This is a genomic window from Streptomyces sp. NPDC029526 (assembly GCF_040637405.1).
Lineage (GTDB): Bacteria > Actinomycetota > Actinomycetes > Streptomycetales > Streptomycetaceae > Streptomyces.
Map to the genome: position 1 here is coordinate 33,376 of NZ_JBEZWE010000020.1, position 21,160 is coordinate 54,535.

Below are 21,160 nucleotides of genomic sequence, written 5' to 3' on the forward strand. Positions count from 1 at the left end.
CGGCTCGCTCTACGGCAGCCGTGGGGGTCGGAGGAAGCGAACGGCACCGGTCCGCCGCACGACCTCGATGCCGCTGTTAGCCCACAAGCAGACCACAGGCGATGAGCAGCGGTAGCAGGGGGGCTGCGACGGCGCAGCCGACGATGGCCAGCCGCGTCGCACGGTGCGGCGTGGCTTCCGGGGTGAGGAGGCGGTGCAGCCGAACGGCCGCACTGGGCCCGCCTGCGCCGAAGGCAGCCCGGGGCGTCTGACCTGCTGCCACCTCGCACATCGCGGTAGCCAGGGTTTCTCGGGAGTGGGTGCGCAGCGCCTGGTCGTCTGCGGCCATCTCCAGCAGCAGGGCGGTCTGCTCGCGGGCGTGCCGTGCGAGCGGCAGTTTCGGGAAGGCGTGTGCGAATGCCTCGACGGCCGCGTGGCACAGATGGTGCCGACCAGTGATGTGGGCTCGCTCGTGTGCGAGCACGGCCCTCAGCTGTTCGTGGGAGAGAGTGTTGATCGCTCCTTTGGTCACGACCACCTGGCGAGAGCGTCCGGGCAGGCAGTAGACGGCCGGGGTGTCGTGGTCGACGACGACGGCATTGTGCTCGATGGAAGGACGTCCCACCATGGCGAGCATGGCCAGGTGGCGTCGCTGGGCGCGCCGGGTGCGCCAGACCGTGCGCAGGAACCAGCCGGCAGGGAGCAGTACGGCGAGGGCCGGCAGCAGCAGGGCGGCAGGCTCGGGGGCGGTGTGCGGTGCTGGACCGAAGAGTGCGGCGCCCGGGAGCAGACCGCAGGCGGTGAGCAGGCCGAGCAGCCCGTCGTGGACGTGCGGTTCCTTCAGGGCGACGTGATAGAGGGTCAGTGCAATGGTGATGACGAACGTCGCCATCAGTCCGTGCCAGGCAAGGATCGCCAGTTGGGGGGCGTGGTGGGCCCACCGGGCCCGAGCCAGCGCGGTGGGGGCGACGGCACCGATCAGGAGGGCGTAACCGGCGAGCACCAGGGCCGCTGTCACGTCGGGTTTCTCCGCTGGGCCACCCGCAGGGCCGAGCGGAGCGCCTCCACCTCGTCCGGTGACATCCGCTCAACGAAGCTCAGAAGTGTGCCGGCGGGGTCGGGGTTGTCGCCCAGCGCGTCGCGCATCAGCGCTGCGGTGTACTGCTGGCGGGTGCCGGTGGGCTCATACCGCCAGGCCCGTCCTTCTTTCTGTCGTCGGAGCATGCCCTTGCGGTACAGGATCTCGGCGACCGTCTTGACGGTGCTGTAGGCGAGGGGGCGGGTCCTGGTGAGGTCCGCGAGAAGGTCTCGTGCGGTGGCCGGGCGACCCCAGGCCCACAGGCGGGTCATGATCTCCGCCTCCAGCTCACCCAGTGGCCGCACGTGTTTTCCTCCGCCCTGGACTGCCGACGGTGCCGGACCGGCACGGGTTCATCGTAGTAGCCCGGTCCTGGTGGCCGTGGTTGTCCTGCGAGGGACCATGATCGACACATAGCTAAGTACCTTAGCTATGTGCCGAAGGCTGGGAACCTCATCAGGGTGCCGATTTCAGGGGGATAGCCGCCTATTAACACCTTGCCGCGTTCTGGCAGCCCACTGGATTGCAGCTAAGTTGTTTAGCTGGCTAGTATCCGTCTCCGAGCCTTCGCACGGTCGGCCGCCCATCCGGGGTGGCGGCGGGGGTACCGCCGAGTCCGTGGAGGTCACGCGGAGCCGGGAATCCATGTCCGGCAGGCGGCCGAGGAAGAAGGAGCTCGCCCTCGTGGCGTCCCACCGTCGTCCCAAGCAGCCCACCCGCGCCCGCACGACCGTGCTCACTACTGCCGCCGCTGCGGTAGTAGCCCTCACCGCGCAGTCGGCCCAGGCCGATCCCCTGCCGGACCCCAACAAGAAAGGGGTGAAGGCGGAGGTCGACCGGCTCTACGAGCAGGCCACCCAGGCGACCGAGAAGTACAACGGCGCCAAAGAGAAGCACGACAAACTTCAGAAGCAGATCGACAACCTGCAGGACACAGTGGCCCGCGGCCAGGACGAGCTGAACACACTGCGGGACGATCTGGGGTCGCTCGCCACCGCGCAGTACCGCAGCGGCGGGGTGGACCCCTCCGTGCAGCTCTTCCTCTCTTCCGACCCCGACAGTTTCCTGGACAAAGCGTCTGTCCTGGACCAGCTCAGCAGTCGGCAGCTCAGCACGCTCAAGAAGATTCAGGCCAAGCAGCGAACGCTCTTCCAGCAGCGCGAGGAGGCCTCAAAGAAGCTCGCGGATCTTGGGAGCACACGCAAGGAGCTCACGGAAAAGAAGGAGGAGATCCAGGGCAAGCTCTCCCAGGCCCAAAAGCTCCTCAACACGCTGACGGCGAAGGAGCGCGCGAAGATCGCCGCCGAAGAGGAGCGGGCGAACCGTGCCAGCGAGCGGGTCGAACTGGGTAACGAGGCCAGCGGTTCGCAGCGCGCGGCCGCCGCCTTCGCGGCGGCCAAGTCCCGGGTCGGCATGCCCTATGTCTGGGGCGCCACGGGGCCGAACTCCTTCGACTGCTCCGGGCTGACCTCCTGGGCCTTCAATCAGGCGGGCGTCTCCATCCCTCGAACTTCCCAGGCCCAGGCCAGCATCGGCACCCGGATCAACTCCCTGAGCGAACTGAAACCTGGCGACCTCATCATCATGCGCACTGACCTCAGCCACGTCGGCTTCTACGCGGGCAACGGGCAGATTCTCCACGCCCCCAAGCCGGGCGCCGTCGTGCGCTATGAGGCGATCAGTACCAGCGGCATGCCATTCATGTGGGGCGTGCGGGTCGGCTGAGCCGGGCCTTGGTGACGCAGCAGCCCGCTCCAGCACCGCGAAGGCACCCCCTACGAGAGGACCGCCACGTTCTACCTGGCCGGACTCCACACCCCAGCCAGCCGCGTCACCAACCTGTCCGGACAGCACACCTAGCTGTACGGCCGGTGGAGCGTGGTCCAGGTGTGACCACCATCGGTGGATTCGTAGATGATGTCGGTGCTGTCGGCGGCGAGCAGATGGAGGGGGGTTGCGGCGGTGAGCACCGTTGGCTCACCCCTGGTGGGCAGGCGTCCCTGTTCGGTCCATGTCTGGCCGCCTCGGCTGGTGACCAGGCGGCCGTCCACGGTCAGTGCGACCAGCAGCCCGGACTCCGGTTCGTCGACCGCCACCAGAGCCGGGGCCCCGGGGACGGATTGGAATGTGCGTGCGCCGTCGGTGCTGTGGACAAGGCCCTTGCCGGTGGCCGCCCACACCGTCGCGGAGCTGTCGGCATGGACGGCAAGGTCGAGCAACGGCAGGCTGGCGCGTATGTCCCAGGTGCGGCCGTCGTCGGTGCTGGCCCACACCTTTCCGCTCTGGCTGTCGAAACCGTAGAGCGTGTCACCGGCCTGCTGGAGGGCGTGGAAATCGGCCTGTCCCTCGGCGGAGAGGGTCTGCCATGTCCTGCCGGCATCCGTGCTGCGGATCAGGCCCAGGTGCGGGGGGCGGGCGTCGGGGTCGGCCGGGGCGGGATGGCCGCTGGCCAGGAAGGTGGACGGACCGGTGACGGTGAAGCCCATGGTGTCCTGGTAGCGGTCGGCCACCCGGGTCGTGGTCCCGCCCTCGAGGCGGAAGACACCGTGGTGGCCGGCGGCGTAGACGGCGTCGTCAGCCGGGTCGACGCCCAGGCCGTGCAGGTGGCCGGTTCCCGGATCGGGCACTGTCTGCTGCTGGTTCGTGGCGGGGGTGGAGCAGGCCGCCAGCAACAGCCCGGTGGCAGCTAGGAAGTACGCGGCGTGCCGGGCCCGGCGCCGTATGTGTGCGCAAGTCATTGGTGGTGTCCAAGCCGGAGGAAGATGGTCGGGCGGGGCGGGCGCGTTGTTTGGCGCCCGCCCCGTCGCGGTCAGGGAGCAGGTCAGTTCTTGCCGAGCAGCTCGTTCATCTGCTCGATCTCCGCGCTCTGCGAGGCGATGATCTCCTCGGCCATCTTCTTGGCCGGAGCGTAGGCGCCGTCGGCCTGCTCGGTCTTCGCCATCTCGACCGCGCCTTCGTGGTGCTTGATCATCATCTCCATGAAGGCGGTGTCGAACGCCTTGCCCGAGGCGTTCTCGAGCTCGGTCATCTCCTCGGCCGTCATCATTCCGTCCATGCCGTGCATGGAGTGATCCATGGCGCCCTCGGCGGGTACCTCCTCGCCCCAGGAGGTCAGCCACCCGGACAGCTTCTTGATCTCCGGGTCCTGGGCCTTCTTGATGTCGGCGGCGAGCTTCTTCACCTCGGCCGACTGAGCCCTGTCAGGTGCGAGGTCGGCCATCTCGACGGCCTGGCGGTGGTGGGGAATCATCCCCTTCGCGAAGGCCACGTCGGCCGCGTTGTGCTTCCCCTGCGACGTCGGCGCCGATGCGGACGAGGAAGCGGTGGTGTTGTGGTCGCCGTGCCCGGCAGCCGAGCTGCCCTCGTCGTCGGTGCCGCCGCAGGCGGCCAGGACGAGCGCTGCCGCACCGGCGGCGGCGAGGGTGGCAGTGCGGCGGATGAGCGAACGCTTACGGATCATGGTGGTGCAACTCCTTGACGCGCCGTTTACGGCGCGCGGGTCACGGATGGGGGGCGTGCGACAGCACGGCACCCGTCACCGGTCATCACCGGGCACAAGGGGGTGCCGAGCGGGCCTCTCTATATCCGCAGAAGTTGCAGCTCGGACAGGTCGGGCGGGGCCCGGCCATCAGGGAGCGAGCCGGTGATCGCCACCGTGGGGGAAAGGGCTGCGGGGGCGTCCAGCACCGTGCCAGCGAGCGCCGGAGGGGTGTACGCCGAACTCGTGCCGGCGGCCGCACACGTTCCGTCGGCGTGATCGATGTGGCCTGCCCCGCCGTCCGTGTGCGTGCATCCCCCGTCCGCGTGCGGCACCTCGTGCGCAACTGCCGCCGCCATCTCGTGACCGGCCACTGTCTGCGGGGCCAGACCCCCGCCGGGCGCCAAGCCGTGCATGCCCAGCACACCGGCCAGCACCGCCAAGACCAGCAGCACGAACAGCCGCCCGGAGGGGCGGCTGTCTGAACGGGTGCTTCCGGTCACGGCCCCATCGTACGAGACATCCCCCACTGGCGTTTGAGTTCCTCACAGGGGAGCCGAGTCCGGCGGTCGCGGGTTTCACGAGCGATCGAAGGGGATCCTGCTGCTGGTTCACGAGGGCCGTCTGGCCGACGCGGCCGCTTGTTGCCGGGTCGCGGCCGGCGCTGCCTCAGAGGCCAGGGCGTCGCGCAGGCCGGAGGTGCTTTCCGTGGAAGAGAAGTTCGGCGACGTGTTGTCCTGCACCGAGTAAAACAGGGCATGGACCCGGCCACACGATCGGCAGGTCCGTGCGGAAGGTCCCCCTCTTCGCGGCCCCGGGCCCCCACGTCGTCCCCACCCAAGCACGCCGCGGCCGCTGCCGCACTCCCCCGGCCACGGCGGCCCTCGCCCTTAGCAGAACAGATGAGGCGAAACCGCCGTCGCCGGGCGCTCACTTCGCGTGGCACGGTGCTCGCCTGCCTGACCGACGGCCAGAAGGGCGACCCCCGGCTCAGTGGTGCACGAGGGCTGGCTCCTCCCGGTCGATGCGCTCGCCACGCACGGGCGGGGCGTCGCGCACGGCGCTGACACTGGCCTGGGGGCTGAGATCGAGACGCCGCAGAAGCTGGGCGTTCATCGCCACCACGACGGTGGACAGTGACATCAGCAGCGCACCCACAGCCATGGGCATGACGAAACCGATGGGAGCGAGCACACCGACGGCCAGGGGCACGGAGACAAGGTTGTACCCGGCGGCCCACCACAGGTTCTGCTTCATCTTGCGGTACGAGGCGCGGGAGAGCTGGATGACCGACAGCACGGACCGCGGGTCGTCGGAGGCGAGGATGACCCCGGCGGAGGCGATCGCGACATCCGTGCCGGCGCCGATGGCGATGCCGACATCAGCCTGGGCCAGTGCCGGGGCGTCGTTGACGCCGTCACCGACCATGGCCACGACCCGGCCCTGGCGCTGGAGCTCGGCGACCTTCTCGCTCTTGTGCTCCGGCCGGACCTGGGCGAAGACCTGATCGATGCCGAGCCGGTCGGCCACAGCGCGGGCGACCGGTTCGGCGTCGCCGGTGATCATCACCACGTGCGCGCCGAGCTGGTGGAGGGCGTCGACGGCCTCGCGGGATTCGGGCCGGATCTCGTCGTCCAGGGCCAGTGCGCCGGCGACGTCGCCGTCGACGAGAACGTGCAGCACCGTGGCGCCGCGCGCGGACCATTCTCCTGTGGCCGGCAGCGCGTCCCGGTCGGACTCGGTCAGCAGGGCAGGGCCGCCCACGGCGACGGTGCGGCCGTCGACTGTGGCGCGCACGCCGACGGCAGCTGAGGCGTGGAAGTCCGCGGCCGGCGGGACGGTGAGACCTCGTTCGGCTGCGGCCTCGCGGATGGCGCGGGCGAGCGGGTGCTCGCTGTCGGACTCGGCGGAGGCGGCCAGGGCCAGCAGTTCGTCCTCGCCGCGGGCTCCGGTCGTGGTGATGCCGGTGAGGGCGGGCCGGCCGGCGGTCAGGGTGCCGGTCTTGTCGAAGAGGACGGCGTCGACGGTGCGCATCTGCTCCAGCGCCAGCCGGTCCTTGACCAGCACCCCGCCCTTGGCGGCGCGCTCCGTGGCGATGGAGACCACCAGCGGGATCGCCAGGCCCAGGGCGTGGGGGCAGGCGATGACCAGCACCGTGATCACGCGGATCCATGCCTGTTCGGGCGTGCCGAGGAGCAGCCAGGCGGTCAGGGCGATCACTGCGGCGCCGAGGGCGAACCAGAACAGCCAGCCGGCGGCCTTGTCGGCCAGGCGCTGGGCGCGGGTGGAGGAGGACTGCGCCTGGGCGACCAGGCGCTGGATGCCCGCGAGGGCGGTGTCGTTCCCGACGGCGGTGATCCGCACCCGCAGCGCGTTGTCGGTGGCGACCGTGCCGGCGACGACCTGGTCGCCGGTCTCGCGCCGCACCGGCTTGGACTCGCCGGTGATCATCGATTCGTCGACGTCGGCTCCTCCGTCGACCACTTCGCCGTCGGCCGGGACACGGCCGCCGGGGCGGACGATGACGATGTCACCGAGCTGGAGTTCCGAGGGGGCGAGGGTGACGACGGTGTTGCCGTCGACCTTCTCCGCCTCGTCGGGCAGAAGGGCGGCGAGGGAGTCCAGTGCGGAGGAGGTCTGGGCGAGGGAGCGCATCTCGATCCAGTGACCGAGCAGCATGATCACGACCAGGAGAGCGAGCTCCCACCAGAACTCCAGCTCATGGGACAGGACGTCCAGCGTGGCGCCCCAGGAAGCGAGGAAGGCCACGGTGATGGCCATGCCGATCAGCAGCATCATCCCGGGTTTGCGGGCCTTGAGTTCGCTGACGGCTCCGGTCAGGAACGGCCGGCCGCCCCAGACGTAGATCACGGTACCCAGGACTGGCGAGACCCAGGTGAGCCCGGGAACATCCGGCAGGTCATAGTCCAGGAGCATGGCGAACATCGGACTGAGCAGCACCGTGGGAACCGCGAGGACGAGCATGATCCAGAAAAGCCGGCGGAACTGCCCGATGTGGTCACCGTGGTCGGCATGACCGGTGTGAGCCGTGCCGTGACCGGCGTGCTGGTCCTGGCCTGTGTGCCCGCCGTGAGTGTGATCACGCAGGGCATCGGTGTCGACCCCGCCGTGCCGGTCGTGCTCGGGCACCTGACCGTGCGCAGCTTCCCTTGCGTGATCGTGTTGCCCACCCCGCATGCCTGGGTCCGTTCCATGGTCGAAATGGGGCGTGCTCATCGCTTCCTCTCTGGGCGGCCCTGCGGCCGGGACACCCTGCTAATACCCCTGGGGGGTATTAGTCTAAAGCGTGCGTGAACGGCTCGCATTCCCTACTGGGTCTCAAATCATTCCGCCCTCTCTCAGGGGCGGAGGGTGGATGCAGCTCGTGGGCCGGTCGCCCCCGGGGGCACTCCGCGCAAGCCCACGAGAGCCTGGACAGGCCGACCCGCCGGGCGACGGTGGACAGCCAGCAGTCAACCGACGCCCCACAGGGGGATCTGATTCGGCGACCGGACCCTCCGGGGTCACTCGATGCGGTGATCCTCAACGACGGGAGATGCCCCTCCCGCACGCATCCAAGGCGCGTACGTTCCAGGCGGCGCGGGGCTCCTCACAGCCAGGGGCATGGCAGCCGTGGCGTCGACCCAACCGCCTCGAAGGAACGTTGAGTGCATGAGTGGCTACTCTTTGCGTTTATGCGGCCTGGCTCGACGTCTCAGAGCAGCCGCTCCGCAGCTTGTACCGGAGCGGCGCTTCTGGTGATCCTGGCCGCGCTTGTGCACGTGCTGGCGTGCGCGCACGGGCCGACAGCCGGTGCAGTGGGACGCGCAGATTCCCTGCTGCTGGCCTCCACCACGTACGGGCAGGTGCATGAGCCGGCACAGATGACGGATCAGCAGACAGCTCCGGCGCACAACAGCGGTGCGCACTGCTGCGGGATGGACGAGCCGACGGCCCAGGCCACACGAGTGATCGCCGTTGCCGTGCCCGCGGTCCACGACGCCCCGGCCGCCGAGCACCTCGGCGCTCAACTACCACCGGAAGCTCCCGCCCTGCAGTTCTTGGCCCTCGTGCCCGGCCTGCCATCCACCGGGCAGACGCGGGCCTGCTTCGGCGTGTGGCGGACCTGATCGGACCCGTGGCCGAGCCATCCCCCATGGTTCCGGCCCAGCACCCGGCCAGGTCTCTTTCCCTCACGTAGGACCGACTGCCGCCCCGGCGGCTGCGGTCGCAGGAGAAGCACGCCATGAACGACGTCACTCACCCCGCTGTTCTCACTTCCCCCGCCCAGCTGCTCGCCGACGCCAAGCGCCCGATGCACACGCCCGCCGGGCTGGTCGGCGACACCCCCGTGCTGTGGATCGGTGAACCCTTCACCGCCGCCGGACGCGGCTTCTGGGCCAAGCTCGAAGGACACAACCCCGGCGGCATCAAGGATCGCACCGCCCTGCACATGGTCCGCGCCGCCCTGGAGCGCGGACAACTGCTGCCCGGCGCACGGATCGTCGAGTCCACCTCCGGCACCCTGGGCCTGGGCCTGGCGCTCGCCGGTGCCACCTACGGCCACCCGGTCACCGTCGTCACCGACCCCGGCATGGAACCCCTCATGACCGGGCTCCTCACCGCATACGGCGCCGAGGTCGAAACCGTCGACGCCCCTCACCCCACCGGTGGCTGGCAACAAGCACGCCGCCATCGCGTCGAGGAGATCCTCGCGCAACACCCGGATGCCTGGTGTCCGGACCAGTACAACAACCCGGACAACGTGGCTGCCTACGCCCCGCTGGCCCACGAGCTCATCGCCCAACTCGGCCGGATCGACACGCTCGTCGTCTCCGTGGGCACCGGCGGCCACTCCGCCGGCATCGCCTCCGTGCTGCGCGGCTTCTTCCCTCACCTCCGAGTGGTGGGTGTCGACACCACCGGATCGACCATCTTCGGCCAGCCCGCCTCCCCACGTCTGATGCGCGGTCTGGGCAGCAGCATCTACCCCGGCAACGTCGCGTACCACCTGTTCGACGAGGTGCATTGGGTCGCCGCCCCCGAGGCCGTGTGGGCGGCTCGGCGACTGGCCCGTGACCACTACGCCACCGGTGGCTGGAGTGTCGGGGCGGTAGCTCTCGTGGCTCGCTGGCTGTCCCGCACGCTGCCCGCCGAGGACAGGATCGTCGCCGTCTTCCCTGACGGCCCGCAACGCTACGTCGGCACCGTCTTCAACAACGTCTACTGCCACGAGCAGCGCATCCTCGGCCAACTGCCCGCCGACGAGCCGGAGGAAATCGCCCACCCCGGCGACCGGATCGTCACCCGCTGGACCCGCTGCACCGACGTCACGAACCCTCTCACCGCGACCGGTCAGAAACAGCCGGTCGGGCAGGCCTTTGCGGGGGCTTCCCGATGATGACCCTGTTGCGGCAGACCCGCTCCTTCTCGCCCGCAGCCCGATTGCTGATGGTCAACCAGTTCGCCATCAACCTGGCCTTCTACATGCTCATGCCCTACCTCGCCGCCCATCTGTCCGGTGGGCTCGGACTGGCGGCCTGGGCCGTTGGCCTCGTCCTGGGCGTGCGCAACTTCTCCCAGCAGGGCATGTTCCTGATCGGCGGCACCATCGCCGACCGTTTCGGCTACAAGGCTCCCATCATGGCGGGCTGCCTGTTGCGCACCGTTGGCTTCGGTCTGCTCGGCTGGGTCGACAACCTGCCCGCCCTGATCGCCGCCTCAGCGGCCACCGGCTTCGCCGGCGCGCTGTTCAATCCGGCCGTTCGTGCCTATCTCGCCGCTGAGGCCGGTGACCGGCGCGTGGACGCCTTCGCCACCTTCAACGTCTACTACCAGGCTGGCATGCTGCTCGGACCGCTGGTGGGCATCGCCCTCCTGGCTGCCGACTTCCGCCTCGTGTGCACGGTAGCCGCTGCCGTCTTCGCCGCACTGACCGTGCTGCAGGGGCGGGCACTGCCCGTACGCCGCGGCGACAGCGCCGAGGCCACGGCCGCGCCAAGAGGTGTGCTCTCGCAGTGGGGCACCGTCGTGACCAACCGGCCCTTCCTGCTCTTCTCCACGGCGATGATCGGCTCGTACGTGCTGACCTTCCAGGTCTACCTCGCCCTGCCCCTGGCCGCGCAGAGTGCGCTGGGCTCACAGGGCACGTGGGTGACCAGCGGACTGTTCGTGGTCTCCGCGGCCGTCGCGGTCGGCGGCCAGCTACGGCTGACCGGCTGGGCGAAGAAGCGATGGAGTCCCGCCCAGGCATTGGTACGCGGGCTAACCGCGATGGGCCTGGCTTTCCTGCCCCTGGCTCTCACTCCGTCAGGCGCTACAGCCGCCGTCCTGGCCGCCCTCGTGATGGCGGTGGCACTGCTCGCAGCCGGCAGCTCGGTGGTCTATCCGTTCGAGATGGACACCGTCGTCACGCTCGCCGGTAACCGTCTCGTCGCCACGCACTACGGCCTGTACAACACCGTCTCCGGTGTGGGTATCACCCTGGGCAACCTCGCCACCGGCGCCCTCTGGGATTTCGCCGCCGGCCATGACGCCCTCTGGCTGACCTGGTGCGCTTTGACCGTCACCGGGCTGGCGTGCGCGTCATCCGTCGCAGCGCTCGCCCGCAGTGGGCGCCTGGCCGTACGCCAGGAACCGCAACTCGCGCCCGCCTGACCCGTGGTCAGCTTCGACGCCGTCTGGCTGGGGACCAATTACACGGCCCAGCTCAACGCTGTTCCGACCCGGACCGCCCCATCACCCACAGGAACCGCTTAGCATCTCTCCTGATGAAGAGCCGGGCGCCGCTGGCGCAGCGAAACAACCGCGGAGCATGGTGGACCACGCCTCCCGCGGCCCTCGGCCCTGCTCTGGCTTTGCTGCTCGCCGCGCTGGTCATGTGCCTGGGGTACGGGGCGCACAGTAGCGCCGGCAGCCACACAAGCCCCACGACGGCCATGACCAGCGTTTCGTCCGGACAGGCGACGCCAGCAGGCATCCCGGCCGGGCACCACGCCCTGGCGTCCGCGCAGCAGCAGGAATGCCCTGCCGGTGACGTGTGCTGTGCTCCCACCGTCCACTTCGGCGGCGCAGTGTCCGCCACCCCCGTACAGTCCGCGCCGGCAATCTTGCCCCGCGCACCGGGTCTTCCCGAACCACCGGATAGCCCCACACTTCTCGCCGCGCGCCCCCTGCCCGACGAGGCTCCGGATCTCCACGTCCTGCAGGTGCAGCGGACCTGATCGGTTGCCTGGGCCCCGCACGCTCCCGCGTACCTGGGCACCGAGCACCATCCGTCTCCCGTCGCACCCACCGCCGCACGTCCACACCAAGGCGGAGAAGAGGACATTCAGTCATGAGCAAGACCAGCAAGAAGGCCACCGCCGCCAGCCGGAAGGAGCGCATCGAGGCGATGCGTCGCGCCGAGCGAGCCCGGGAGCGCCGCAACCGTACCCTCACCATCTCGCTCAGCACGGTCATCGTCGCCGGGCTGGTCGGGTGGGGCGGATACGCCCTCAACAGCGCCAACGAGAAGAGCGAGCAGCAGGCGGCCGAGGCGAAGAAGCCTGTCGAGGGTGAGAAGACCTGGGAGGCGAAGAAGCTCACCCGCAACCACGTCCCCGGCACCGTGAAGTACGCGATGAGCCCGCCGGTCGGCGGCGATCACAGCCAGGCGTGGATGACCTGCGAAGGCACCGTCTACACCAAGGCCATACCGAATGAGAACGCTGTCCACTCCCTCGAGCACGGCGCGGTCTGGGTCACCTACAACGCCAAGACCCCCGACGCCGACATCAAGGCTCTCGGGGACAAGGTCTCCAAAACTCCATACAGTCTGATGAGTCCGGTCCAGGATCAAGCCGGGGCGATCACGCTGTCGGCCTGGGGGCGCCAGCTCACCGTGGACAAGGCATCGGACCCGCGGATCGACCGGTTCTTCACCAAGTACGTCCAAGGGCCCCAGACCCCCGAGCCGGGAGCCGCCTGCTCGGGTGGCCTGATGCCGTCGTGACCGGCACGCTCACGACGGAACCAGCCACGGGCCTGGGAGAGTCGTCCGGCGCACGGCCCGGCCTCGCCCGTGGGCTGACCGTCGGCGCGGCGGCCCTGGTCGCCGTGGTCGTGGCCCTGTCGGTCCTGGTGATGGTGGGCGGGGAGGACGAGCGCGCGGCCGGTGTTCCGGCCGCGGACTCCGCCGATGCCGGGTTCGCTCGCGACATGGCCATCCACCACCAGCAGGCGGTGGAGATGTCGTATATCGTCCGTGACCGCACGGGCGACGAGGACATCCGGCGCCTCGCGTACGACATCGCGCAGACCCAGGCCAACCAGCGCGGCATGATGCTCGGCTGGCTCGAACTGTGGGAACTGCCGAAGGTCTCGCCCGACGGGTACATGGCGTGGATGCCTGGTGGCCGCGAGGGCCACGGGCCGAAGGGCGGTGCCCTGATGCCGGGGATGGCCACGGCGGCGGAACTCGACCGGCTCGGTGAGCTCGAGGACGATCAGGCGGAGATCCTCTACCTCCAGCTCATGATCGACCACCATCTGAGCGGCGTCGACATGGCCCGTGCCTGTGTCTCGCAGTGCGAGGTGGACACCGAGCGGAAGCTGGCGCAGAGGATGGTCGAGGGCCAGCAGTCGGAGGTGGAGCTGATGACCGCCTTGCTGAAGGAGCGCGGGGCCGCACCGAGGTAACCCTGCCTCAGCTCGTGGGACCTTCCCCCCGGGCGGGGAGGTCCCACGGTCCCGTTCGATCCGCTCTCACACGGTTCCGGGCAAGGCCATCCAGCCCTGGGCGTACGAGTGGAGCGACCAATCATGATCAAGGCCCCAACGGGGACCGTCGGCCCCACCGTCGGTGGTTCCACCGCCTCCGCAATCAGGGCTTCGGCGCGTGTGTTGCAGTTGTCCGAGAGGCAGGCGTCGGTGTTCTCGTTGCGGCAGGCACCCGGTCATCACCTTCACGGCCCCTCCCCCGTGACCAGCAGACGGGCGGCGGCTTGTCTGTGGAAGGGTCTTCGCGGCCCGGTCGGGCGTGAAGACGGTGAACGGAATGACTGCAGGGGAAGCAATGGCCAGCCGGCACAGCACAGACGTGAGCGTGGATCGGCGGTATCTGCCCCGTGTGGGGGCGGTACCGGAAATCTGAGGAGCGCGCCGCCCGTGCGGGCGCAACGGTCGTACCGAGACAGGCGCTGCACGGCTGGCCAGCAGGTTGGTCAGACGCAACTCCAGGCGGACACGGTCACCGTCGTGGCCATGGTGGCCGCCATCTGCCGAGGATTCATACGGGGTACGCCCCCTTCTCGTCGTCGGCCATGTGAGCCCGGCGGACTCATCCCGGAGGGCACGCCGACACCCCGAGCAGACGGGTGTCGAGGCCGCCGTGCTGGGAGGACAACCAGGATGACCAGGCAGGACGTTGCTACTCCTCGTGATCAAGGATTCGCGGGACGATAGCGATCACGGCAGTATCCGGCACGGCTGGGAGAGCATTCGCGCGCTGATGGGTGGAGGTTCCCGGTTCGGCCAGGCGAGAGCACAACCCCCCGCACAGGGGGCACGACGACCGTAGATCACAGCATTGACACTCCCCGCTGTCCGTGCCAGCGGTCCTGTCGACCGCATGGCCTCCGGGAGCGGCCTGCAGATCAGGCCCACGTCCTTCGGTGAGGGTTCCATGTGCCGTGTGCCGTGCTGCTGAGTATGGGGTTGATGAAGGCTTCGGCTGCCGTGGCCGCTTCGGCGAAGCTGCTGCAGCCCTGCAAGCCGAGCACGATGGCAGCTTGCTGAGGGTATCCGTCGTTCCAGTCGGGGCCAGGGGCCTCGAACGCAGTGGGAAGTATGACTCGGGTCCCGAGGCTGCGCCGGCGCTCTGCTTCCCGCTGGAGAGCGTGGCAGACGGCTTCGCCGGACACGGCTTCCTGCTGGCTGATCAGGAGAAGGTCGGCCAGGTCGCGGTATCGGTTGGATCCGTGTTGGCCGTCCTTGCCGTGACGCTCGTACATGGCGCAGATTTTGTCTGCGATGTGGTCGATGACGGGGTAAAGGCGGACTTCGGGCCAGTCGACGGGCCAGGCAATGTCGACGGCGGACTGCAGGGTGCGGGTTTCGGGGGTGCCGGCCAGGGTGCGGCCGACGACGAGGTCGACCTTGAGGGTGTCCACCAGGCCAGTGCCGAGGTAGACCTGGAAGTACTGGGCGCCGCCGCGGCCCTCGTCGCTGTGTCCGAGGAACTTGCCGGCGACGTAGCGCAGGTGGTCGTTCAGGTCGGTGGAGGCTGCCTCGATGATGAGTTGTCTGGCTTCTTCGGCACTGCAGTCCGGTTGGGTGTTCTGCAGGTCGATGTCCTGGCTGAGTCGTGCGGCTCCCTGGTAGCGGACGAGCAGGGCCTGGCCACCTTTGATGAGCCAGCCGTCAGGTTCCGCGGTGAAGACGCGGGCAGTGAGGCGGTTGAAGTAGAAGATCTTCAAGAGATCCGGAACGCTGATACCGGCCTGTCTCGACATTTTCCTGGCTGCCTGCGTCAGCGCTGACTTGAACGCTGCCGGACTCGCATAGGTCTTGGCCACGCGCGGCTCTCCCCCACCCTGCTCTCCTGGATTCGCTGACTCTAGCCGGGTGGGTGCCTGCCCTCAGTCTCTTTGGTCGCCATCCTCCGGTGCGGAATCGTCCTGTGCGTCGGGTGTGTCTTCGCTGCCGGATGCTTTCGCTTCCGTCTGCTGCCGCACGCGGGCGGCCTGGCCCGTCGCGGTTTCCGCCGCGTCCGGCAGTGCCTGCGGGGCTTCAGGTGAGGGGATGCCAGGTGTCTTGTGGGCTGACATGGCGCTGCCTGGCCCTGTGGCCCGTTGTAGGGCTGCCGCGAGCCGTGAGGAAGGCGTGGCGTTCTTGAGTGCTTCAGCAAGGGGTGACGATGTCTCTTGCCGGAGGGCACGCAGCATCTTGAGGTGGGGGATGATCCGGGGCGTGGTGCCAGCGAATGCCGTCCGGATCCCGAGTTGTTGTTGCGCGAAGATGTCGCGGAACAACGGTGCGAGGGCTTCTGCCGCTATGGAGTGTCCGAGGGGTTTGCCAGCGTTGGTATGGGGCTGGGTGTTGAGGTAGCGCACCAGGATGTCGGAACCGCTGAGAGCGCCGATTTCTGCGCCGAGGGCGAGGCCTTCCTCGCCTGCGCGAGCCACTTCCTGCGAGTGCAGCAGCCGCCCTGCCTGGCCGGCCAGGTGCTCGATGAGTTCGTGGCCTGTGGCCGCTGCGGGCAGACCGTACTTGCGGGCATACGGCTGGACCGCGGCCGCCAGCTCGTCGAGGTCCACGAGGTCGCGGCGTTCCGCGTCGGCGATCACACCGCCGACGTGCCCGCCGTCGGCTTTGGCGTGCAGGAGGTCGATGATGGTGCGGGCCGCGGTGGTGACCGGCAGCCCGTCCACGACCGTAATGTCCGCGGCGTCCAGGGACGCAGTGCGCAGCCGGACGAAGGATTCCGTGGTGGTGCGGCGGCGGGGGACACTGATCTCGACCTCGGGGGCGGGGATGTCGCCGAGGCCGTGCAGCTGGCAGGCTGAGGCGTGGGAGACAACTCCGGAGTCCCGGCCGCCCAAGGGCCGTTCCCAGGCGGGAACGCCGGGTTGCAGGCGCAGCCAGGCCACCTTGATCTCCACGTGCTGTGGCATGCCGACGGCCGACAGGACGTAAACGCCCCGGCCGACGTTCTCCAGCAGACCGGCCTCGGTCAGGCGCATGAGCTGGACACCGCTGAGGCCCAGGTTCTTTACCTGCGCCGCGGTGACCAGCCCCCATTGATCAGCAGCCATTCCCGCTACGAGCGTCAGCTGCTCAGCCCGGTTCATACAGAGAAGATTACCCAATCTCGCAGACTTTCTTACGTCCAGAACGTAACAAGCTCTGCATGCCTCGCGGATTAATGTAACTTACTCTGCGTTCATGCTGCCCAATCGACGCGCCGGCGATGGAGGCGCGCATGGGTAACCCAGGCTGGGGCGACCTCCAGCGCCCGGGGCATCAGCTCCAGGCCGACCACGGCAATGACGATGCCGGTGGCCAGGTGCAGCGCGACACTGAGGATCTGCCCGGACCACGGCACAACCTCCGACAGCAGCCCTCCGAGGAAGCTGGCCACGGCGGGAGTCAGAGCCAGCAGCACGGTGGTCAGCCATGGTGACCAGCCCATGGTCGAAGCGAGGGCCGGAAGCGATCTCCGATACCTTGGCCTTGACCTCGTTGGCGCCCTCTGGCTTGGCCTCCCCCACAACCCCTTCGGGCACACGATGGTGACCCGCGCCAGGCCCGCGGCCTTGCTGAGGCGCTCGTCATGCCCTGCTGGGACTGGGTTCAGCCGGTCAGCATCAGGGCAGAAACGATCGCGTCGGCCTCGGCCAGGCGCTGTACAGGAGATCAGGGGCATTTTCACCCCGACATCCTCGAGTCGGACCGTGAGCCGATATCGCGCTGGGAAGATTTCGGCTGAAATGCCACCGTCGGACCGGGAATGACTCACGCAGCAGGCGGAAGAGGCCCGGGTGCGGCTATGCGAGCGGGCGCAGCGAGTCGGGTCAGAGGTCTTGGACGGCGCGCAGGGCGGCGTCGACGCGGGCCATGGCTGCGGCGTCGACGGGGCCGATGAGTTTGGCGCCGTCGAAGCGTTCGGTGCGCAGCTGGACGATGTTGACGGCGACGGCTGTGCAGGGGAGCGGGTCGCCGATGACGACGGACATGGCTGTGTCGGGTAGCGGCCGCTGTCGTGGAGGACGATGGCCAGGACGGCGCCGTATGCCTCTTCGAGTCCGGTCAGGCTGATGATCAGGATGTTGCGGCCGTCGGGGAGTGTCCAGATGTCTCCGCGGTTCACAGGGTGTCGCCCTCACCCGCGAGGGTGTCGGCGAGGCCGAGGGCAGCGAGCTGCTTGGCGGCGTCGAGGGTCGCGGCGAGGAGCAGCAGCGGCGGAGCGCTGGGCGTGAAACCCGCCGAACGGCCCGTACCGGCCCCGACGGCCAGGTGCGGAGGGAAGACGTCGGCCTTCCAACGCGGTCTGGCGGCCCTCACGCAGTGGATCCAGCGCGAGGGCGTCCAGAAGGCAGTACCGCGCGGTCACGTCGAATGCATCGTCATCGGCGGCCAGAAGCACCAGCACAAGCTCGGCGTATGGATCTCCAACACCAAGTCGAGGCGGGACAAGCTCGGCCCCGAGCAGCGGGCCGCACTCGCCGGACTCGGGCTGGAGTGGGCAGCAGCCACAGAAGAAGCGGTGCGATGAGCGCGAACGGTCAGGAGGCCGCGGAGCAGCGGGTGCAGGACGCCGTCCGGCGGCACGCCCGCACCAGGGCCTTCGCGGGGGCGGAGGACGTCATCTCGACTGTGCTGTCCGACCCGGGGGTACAGGCGGCGCGGAACCGGGTGGAGGCGGCGGAGACGGAGCTGGGCATGGAGCTGTGCGCCCGCCTCCAGCGGTTCCAGGACCGCTACGACCATGCGGTGGCGGAAGGCGACACGGCCCAGCTCGCCGGGCTCTGTGCGGGCAGGCACGGCCGCTGGGGACGGATCTGCGTCCTGCCCGACAGACACGAGACCTCGATGGAAGAACCGCACTGGGGCCACAACAGCGAAGGCCAGCCGGTCGCGTGGGTGGGCAGCGCACCTGACGACTGGTGAGCAGTGACGGCGAGACCGGCGAAGGCCCCCGAGCGCACGGGCATTCGGGGGCCTTCGCTGTCCGGGGCCAGCGGCACCGCTCCACATTGGGGATGCCCGAGGGCTGAGCCGCGAGCATCGCACTGTGTAGGTCCTGGGATCTTCGGGGTGCTCCCCGACCGTCATCCTGACGCCCACGGCGGACGACGACGTCCCGGTATGGCCGGGCCGGGCCGCCGCCGTGGGCGCCGGGATCGGAGTGGGTCTGGCGTGGAGGGCGCGGACGGCCCCAGCGTGGATTCGGACGCAGTTGGAACCGTCGGCTTCTATCCGCCGAAGACTGTGCTGTATGCCTGCTGACCTTGCTGGATGGTCGTGGTCAGGGCGGCCGACGCGGTTCCGATCTGGGTCAGTCGGCCCATAACGGTGTCGTACGCGGTGCGGAGGCGTCCGGGCTGGGCGGTCTCGCTGTCGGCCTCCTCACCGAGGAGCTCGGCATCGTGGATGAGTTCGGCCTGCTGTGCAGGTTCGAGGCCGTAGGTCGGGGCGAGCTGCTGGACTAGGGCCGCGAACTCGCGCATGGCGGTGGGGTCGAAGGCGTTGTTGTGGTTGTGCTGCTCGACCTTGGCCTGGGAACCGGCGACCACGTTGGTGCCGGTGATGCTGTAGTAGTCGCCAGGGCGGGTGCGGTTGAGGTAGTCGCTCACGGTCGCTCCAGAAAGTACGCAGTCGATGCCGTCGAGAGTGATGGCGACGGTTTTGGGCTGGGTGCCGACGTCGACGATGAGTCCGGGGTTCGTCAGGCGCGCCAGCGCGTAGTCGAGCTCAGTTTCCGACAAAGCGCTGCCGGCGAAGTACGACTCGGTAGTCCCCAGGAAGACGGCTGGGTCCGTGGGGCGCTGGTCGTGCGCGGTGGCGTAGAGCCAGCGCAGGAAGCCATCCGTGGCGTAGCGGTGTCGGGCGGCGGGTGCGCTGCGCAGTTGGGAGAGCCGCCGCAGTTCCACGCGTCCGTCGTTGGTGATCCTGTGGGAGTCGGGGGAGCCGAAGGAGCCCATGGAGTCGATCAGGCCGTCCCGCTCCAGCTCGGCGGCAAGGACCGCAACGTCTTCCAGGGGCGTACCAGAGTGCTCGGCGTAGTCGGCTTGTTCTCCGAACCGGTTTTGAGGCAACTCACCGAGCCAGATCAGGTAGCGGACCAGCTGTGGGTCCTCCTCGATGCCCACCCCCAGGCCGGTGGCCCCGGCGGAGGCAGCGAAACTCCTGCTGCCCAGGGGCACAGTGATCGGGTACTTCTTGAAGGCCCGCCCGTAGGCTTTGTTGATCTCCTTCACGTGCTTCTCGATCGCGCGCTGATCGATCTTGGTGCCAGCCATTTCGTCCCCTTCACGACGTACTGGCTGAAGCGTAATGAGGGGTACTGACATCAAGCGGCCTGATCTGAGCGTTGGTCCAGCCGATGTAGGGCGTGGACAGCCGCTGCTGAGCTGCTCGCCGACACCCACCACACGGCAGTCCATTTGGAGATGCGCGACCTGTACGCCGTAGGCGACGAGACGGACGACTACGGGCCAGCGTCCCGGAACGGTGCCCCACGGTTGGCGCGGATCACGGGTGGAGGGGTCAGGTCGGTTCGAGCAGATCGTGGCTCTCGTCGACGACCAGTTCCAGGTGGCGGCGCAGCATGCGCACCGCCCGTCCCCGGCTGTTCTTGGTGTGCGGGATGACCGTGCCCGAGAGGATGCGGTAGCTGCGGGTGCACTCGCCGGCGATGCGCATGAGTTCGTATGCCTCGACGACGTCCGCTATGAACGCCGTGCGGTACAGGTGGCCGTGCGGGTCGTAGGAGAAGATCGCCGAACTGCCTTTGAGCCCTGGTATCGCTTCCTTCAGGTAGGCAAGACCTGCCCGGGTCTGGGAGACGGTCATTCCGGTTGTGTCGGTGAGTTCGGAAAGAGTCATGCCGCGTTCACCGGCACGGTCCAAGGCGTCGGCGACCCTGCGTGCGCTCTCCTCCCTCTTCAGATGCGAAGTCATGGGACAGTGCCTCCTTGTCCCCCTCGTTGATGCCTGGGCAGGTCGGGCTGCTGCCCGCTCCGGGCCGGCGTCGGTCCGGAGCGCTTAGCCTTCGCCCGCTATCAGGCGCTCCAGCGCCTCGTCCATGTCCGTCCTGCCGGTTTCCAGCACATGCTCGGTCCAGCCCACTGCTGCGGTGACCCGCTCCAGTCCTTCGCGGACCGAGTCCTTCGCCTCATCGGACAGCTCGGCCAGGTGAAGACCGGGCAGAGCCCGCCCGATGCCGTGGGCGAACGAGTGACACAGCCCCAGCACGGTCAGGACTTCGGCTTCCTCATTGATGCGCTGCACCTCGGGAAGCCGGCGGGTCTCCTCGTGAGCGGTGCGCATTTCCTCCACCTGGGCTCGGTTGAAGGCTTCCCGCACCGGCTGACGCTGTGCGACGCGTCGCAGCACCGGCTCCCGCTGCATGACCCGTTCCACCGCGACGGCGGCTACCTGTTCATCGGCCAGCAGGTCCTCGACCTGGCGCAGCTTGTCCTCATCGGTGTCCCGCTCGCCCGACGACCAGCCCATCGCTTTGCGTGCCGCGTCACAGGTCCAGCGCCGCTGTCCTGATTTCCGGTAGAGCGGCGGATTGTTGATCATGATGAAGCGGTCCGGGTGCCGGGCCAACGTGGCGTGGACCGTCCAGCACACCTGGCGGTTGCGCCTGGGCTTCGGCCAGGCACCCGCCACCAGCCGGTACTCCTCGAACCGCTCACGCGGCTGGCCTATCTCCTCGGCGAAGTCGGCCAGCAGCTTGTACGCCTTCATCGGCAGCCGCTTGCCCTTCGGCGGCAAGGGAGCCAGGGAAAGCCCCAGATCGCCGAGACGGAACTGGACGGACCCTTCGGAGCCAGTCAGGCGTTGCCCTTCGCTGACTTTGTCGGCCCAGTCTTCGATCTCACTGTGAGCGGTGAGCGTCTCGGTCATGCGGACCT

23 protein-coding genes are annotated in these 21,160 nt (G+C 68.7%); 9 read left to right on the forward strand and 14 right to left on the reverse strand.

The window, feature by feature from the left end; all coding sequences use genetic code 11:
* Positions 1-76: 76 nt before the first annotated feature.
* Positions 77-997 (reverse strand): M56 family metallopeptidase, encoded by a 921-nt coding sequence (locus AB0F01_RS27675; RefSeq protein WP_192230451.1) that lies wholly within the window; start codon positions 995-997, stop codon positions 77-79.
* A complete protein-coding gene (locus AB0F01_RS27680) occupies positions 994-1,362 on the reverse strand; it encodes a BlaI/MecI/CopY family transcriptional regulator (protein WP_192230450.1) in 369 nt (122 codons plus the stop codon). Before AB0F01_RS27680 ends, AB0F01_RS27675 begins: the two co-directional genes overlap by 4 nt.
* 379 nt (positions 1,363-1,741) lie before the next feature.
* On the opposite strand from AB0F01_RS27680, the gene AB0F01_RS27685 reads away from it, so the two are divergent.
* On the forward strand, positions 1,742-2,782 hold the full coding sequence (locus tag AB0F01_RS27685; RefSeq protein WP_192230449.1) for an NlpC/P60 family protein: 1,041 nt from the start codon (positions 1,742-1,744) through the stop codon (positions 2,780-2,782).
* 131 nt (positions 2,783-2,913) lie between these two features.
* Here the strand turns inward: AB0F01_RS27685 and AB0F01_RS27690 are convergent, their stop codons facing one another.
* The 4 genes from AB0F01_RS27690 to AB0F01_RS27705 form a co-directional block, all read right to left on the reverse strand.
* The gene (locus AB0F01_RS27690) at positions 2,914-3,795 is read right to left on the reverse strand and encodes a F510_1955 family glycosylhydrolase (protein ID WP_205076652.1); all 882 of its coding nucleotides are present in this window, start codon (positions 3,793-3,795) and stop codon (positions 2,914-2,916) included.
* Between the two features lie 83 nt (positions 3,796-3,878).
* Positions 3,879-4,517: a DUF305 domain-containing protein gene (locus AB0F01_RS27695; RefSeq protein ID WP_192235785.1), complete on the reverse strand. Its 639-nt coding sequence runs from the start codon at positions 4,515-4,517 to the stop codon at positions 3,879-3,881.
* Positions 4,518-4,636: 119 nt separating this feature from the next.
* The gene (locus AB0F01_RS27700) at positions 4,637-5,038 is read right to left on the reverse strand and encodes a DUF6153 family protein (protein ID WP_192235783.1); all 402 of its coding nucleotides are present in this window, start codon (positions 5,036-5,038) and stop codon (positions 4,637-4,639) included.
* Between the two features lie 487 nt (positions 5,039-5,525).
* Entirely contained in the window at positions 5,526-7,520 is a 1,995-nt protein-coding gene (locus AB0F01_RS27705) for a heavy metal translocating P-type ATPase (protein WP_205076651.1), read from the reverse strand.
* A 48-nt stretch (positions 7,521-7,568) separates the two neighbouring features.
* Here AB0F01_RS27705 and AB0F01_RS27710 point away from each other — a divergent pair, with 48 nt between their 5' ends.
* The 6 genes from AB0F01_RS27710 to AB0F01_RS27735 all read left to right on the forward strand — a co-directional run bounded on the left by AB0F01_RS27710 (position 7,569) and on the right by AB0F01_RS27735 (position 13,214).
* A complete protein-coding gene (locus tag AB0F01_RS27710; RefSeq protein ID WP_362101169.1) occupies positions 7,569-7,850 on the forward strand; it encodes a hypothetical protein in 282 nt (93 codons plus the stop codon).
* A 503-nt stretch (positions 7,851-8,353) separates the two neighbouring features.
* Positions 8,354-8,665, forward strand: a complete 312-nt coding sequence (locus AB0F01_RS27715; protein ID WP_362101172.1) for a hypothetical protein — start codon at positions 8,354-8,356, stop codon at positions 8,663-8,665.
* Between the two features lie 116 nt (positions 8,666-8,781).
* Complete coding sequence (locus AB0F01_RS27720) at positions 8,782-9,936, forward strand: PLP-dependent cysteine synthase family protein (protein ID WP_192229450.1); 1,155 nt, start codon at positions 8,782-8,784, stop codon at positions 9,934-9,936.
* A complete protein-coding gene (locus tag AB0F01_RS27725; RefSeq protein ID WP_192229451.1) occupies positions 9,933-11,192 on the forward strand; it encodes an MFS transporter in 1,260 nt (419 codons plus the stop codon). The genes AB0F01_RS27720 and AB0F01_RS27725 overlap by 4 nt, the downstream gene beginning before the upstream one ends.
* A gap of 679 nt (positions 11,193-11,871) precedes the next feature.
* Positions 11,872-12,528, forward strand: coding sequence for a DUF3105 domain-containing protein (locus tag AB0F01_RS27730; protein WP_192229452.1), 657 nt, complete (start codon positions 11,872-11,874; stop codon positions 12,526-12,528).
* A gap of 131 nt (positions 12,529-12,659) precedes the next feature.
* Positions 12,660-13,214, forward strand: coding sequence for a DUF305 domain-containing protein (locus AB0F01_RS27735; protein WP_192229482.1), 555 nt, complete (start codon positions 12,660-12,662; stop codon positions 13,212-13,214).
* A 956-nt stretch (positions 13,215-14,170) separates the two neighbouring features.
* On the opposite strand, the gene AB0F01_RS27740 is transcribed toward AB0F01_RS27735, so the two are convergent.
* From AB0F01_RS27740 to AB0F01_RS27760, 5 genes are all read right to left on the reverse strand, one after another.
* Positions 14,171-15,091 carry a nucleotidyl transferase AbiEii/AbiGii toxin family protein gene (locus AB0F01_RS27740; RefSeq protein ID WP_318653057.1) on the reverse strand — a complete coding sequence of 307 codons (921 nt, stop codon included), beginning with the start codon at positions 15,089-15,091 and terminating at the stop codon, positions 14,171-14,173.
* 63 nt (positions 15,092-15,154) lie between these two features.
* The gene (locus AB0F01_RS27745) at positions 15,155-16,366 is read right to left on the reverse strand and encodes a type IV toxin-antitoxin system AbiEi family antitoxin domain-containing protein (protein WP_225610484.1); all 1,212 of its coding nucleotides are present in this window, start codon (positions 16,364-16,366) and stop codon (positions 15,155-15,157) included.
* Positions 16,367-16,458: 92 nt separating this feature from the next.
* The gene (locus tag AB0F01_RS27750; protein ID WP_192229453.1) at positions 16,459-16,707 is read right to left on the reverse strand and encodes a hypothetical protein; all 249 of its coding nucleotides are present in this window, start codon (positions 16,705-16,707) and stop codon (positions 16,459-16,461) included.
* A 382-nt stretch (positions 16,708-17,089) separates the two neighbouring features.
* Positions 17,090-17,251, reverse strand: a complete 162-nt coding sequence (locus AB0F01_RS27755; RefSeq protein WP_225610485.1) for a hypothetical protein — start codon at positions 17,249-17,251, stop codon at positions 17,090-17,092.
* 130 nt (positions 17,252-17,381) lie between these two features.
* The gene (locus AB0F01_RS27760) at positions 17,382-17,579 is read right to left on the reverse strand and encodes a hypothetical protein (RefSeq protein ID WP_225610501.1); all 198 of its coding nucleotides are present in this window, start codon (positions 17,577-17,579) and stop codon (positions 17,382-17,384) included.
* Between AB0F01_RS27760 and AB0F01_RS27765 the strand changes: the two genes are divergently transcribed.
* Complete coding sequence (locus AB0F01_RS27765; RefSeq protein ID WP_318653058.1) at positions 17,491-17,790, forward strand: helicase associated domain-containing protein; 300 nt, start codon at positions 17,491-17,493, stop codon at positions 17,788-17,790. The two genes, AB0F01_RS27760 and AB0F01_RS27765, sit on opposite strands and share 89 nt — an antisense overlap.
* Positions 17,787-18,185 carry a hypothetical protein gene (locus tag AB0F01_RS27770; protein WP_192229454.1) on the forward strand — a complete coding sequence of 133 codons (399 nt, stop codon included), beginning with the start codon at positions 17,787-17,789 and terminating at the stop codon, positions 18,183-18,185. Before AB0F01_RS27765 ends, AB0F01_RS27770 begins: the two co-directional genes overlap by 4 nt.
* A 305-nt stretch (positions 18,186-18,490) precedes the next feature.
* Here AB0F01_RS27770 and AB0F01_RS27775 read toward each other — a convergent pair whose 3' ends face one another.
* The 3 genes from AB0F01_RS27775 to AB0F01_RS27785 form a co-directional block, all read right to left on the reverse strand.
* The gene (locus tag AB0F01_RS27775; RefSeq protein ID WP_362101179.1) at positions 18,491-19,441 is read right to left on the reverse strand and encodes a hypothetical protein; all 951 of its coding nucleotides are present in this window, start codon (positions 19,439-19,441) and stop codon (positions 18,491-18,493) included.
* Between the two features lie 343 nt (positions 19,442-19,784).
* Positions 19,785-20,198, reverse strand: a complete 414-nt coding sequence (locus AB0F01_RS27780) for a hypothetical protein (RefSeq protein WP_192229456.1) — start codon at positions 20,196-20,198, stop codon at positions 19,785-19,787.
* Between the two features lie 84 nt (positions 20,199-20,282).
* Positions 20,283-21,152: a DUF6192 family protein gene (locus tag AB0F01_RS27785; RefSeq protein WP_192229457.1), complete on the reverse strand. Its 870-nt coding sequence runs from the start codon at positions 21,150-21,152 to the stop codon at positions 20,283-20,285.
* Between the last annotated feature and the right edge of the window lie 8 nt (positions 21,153-21,160).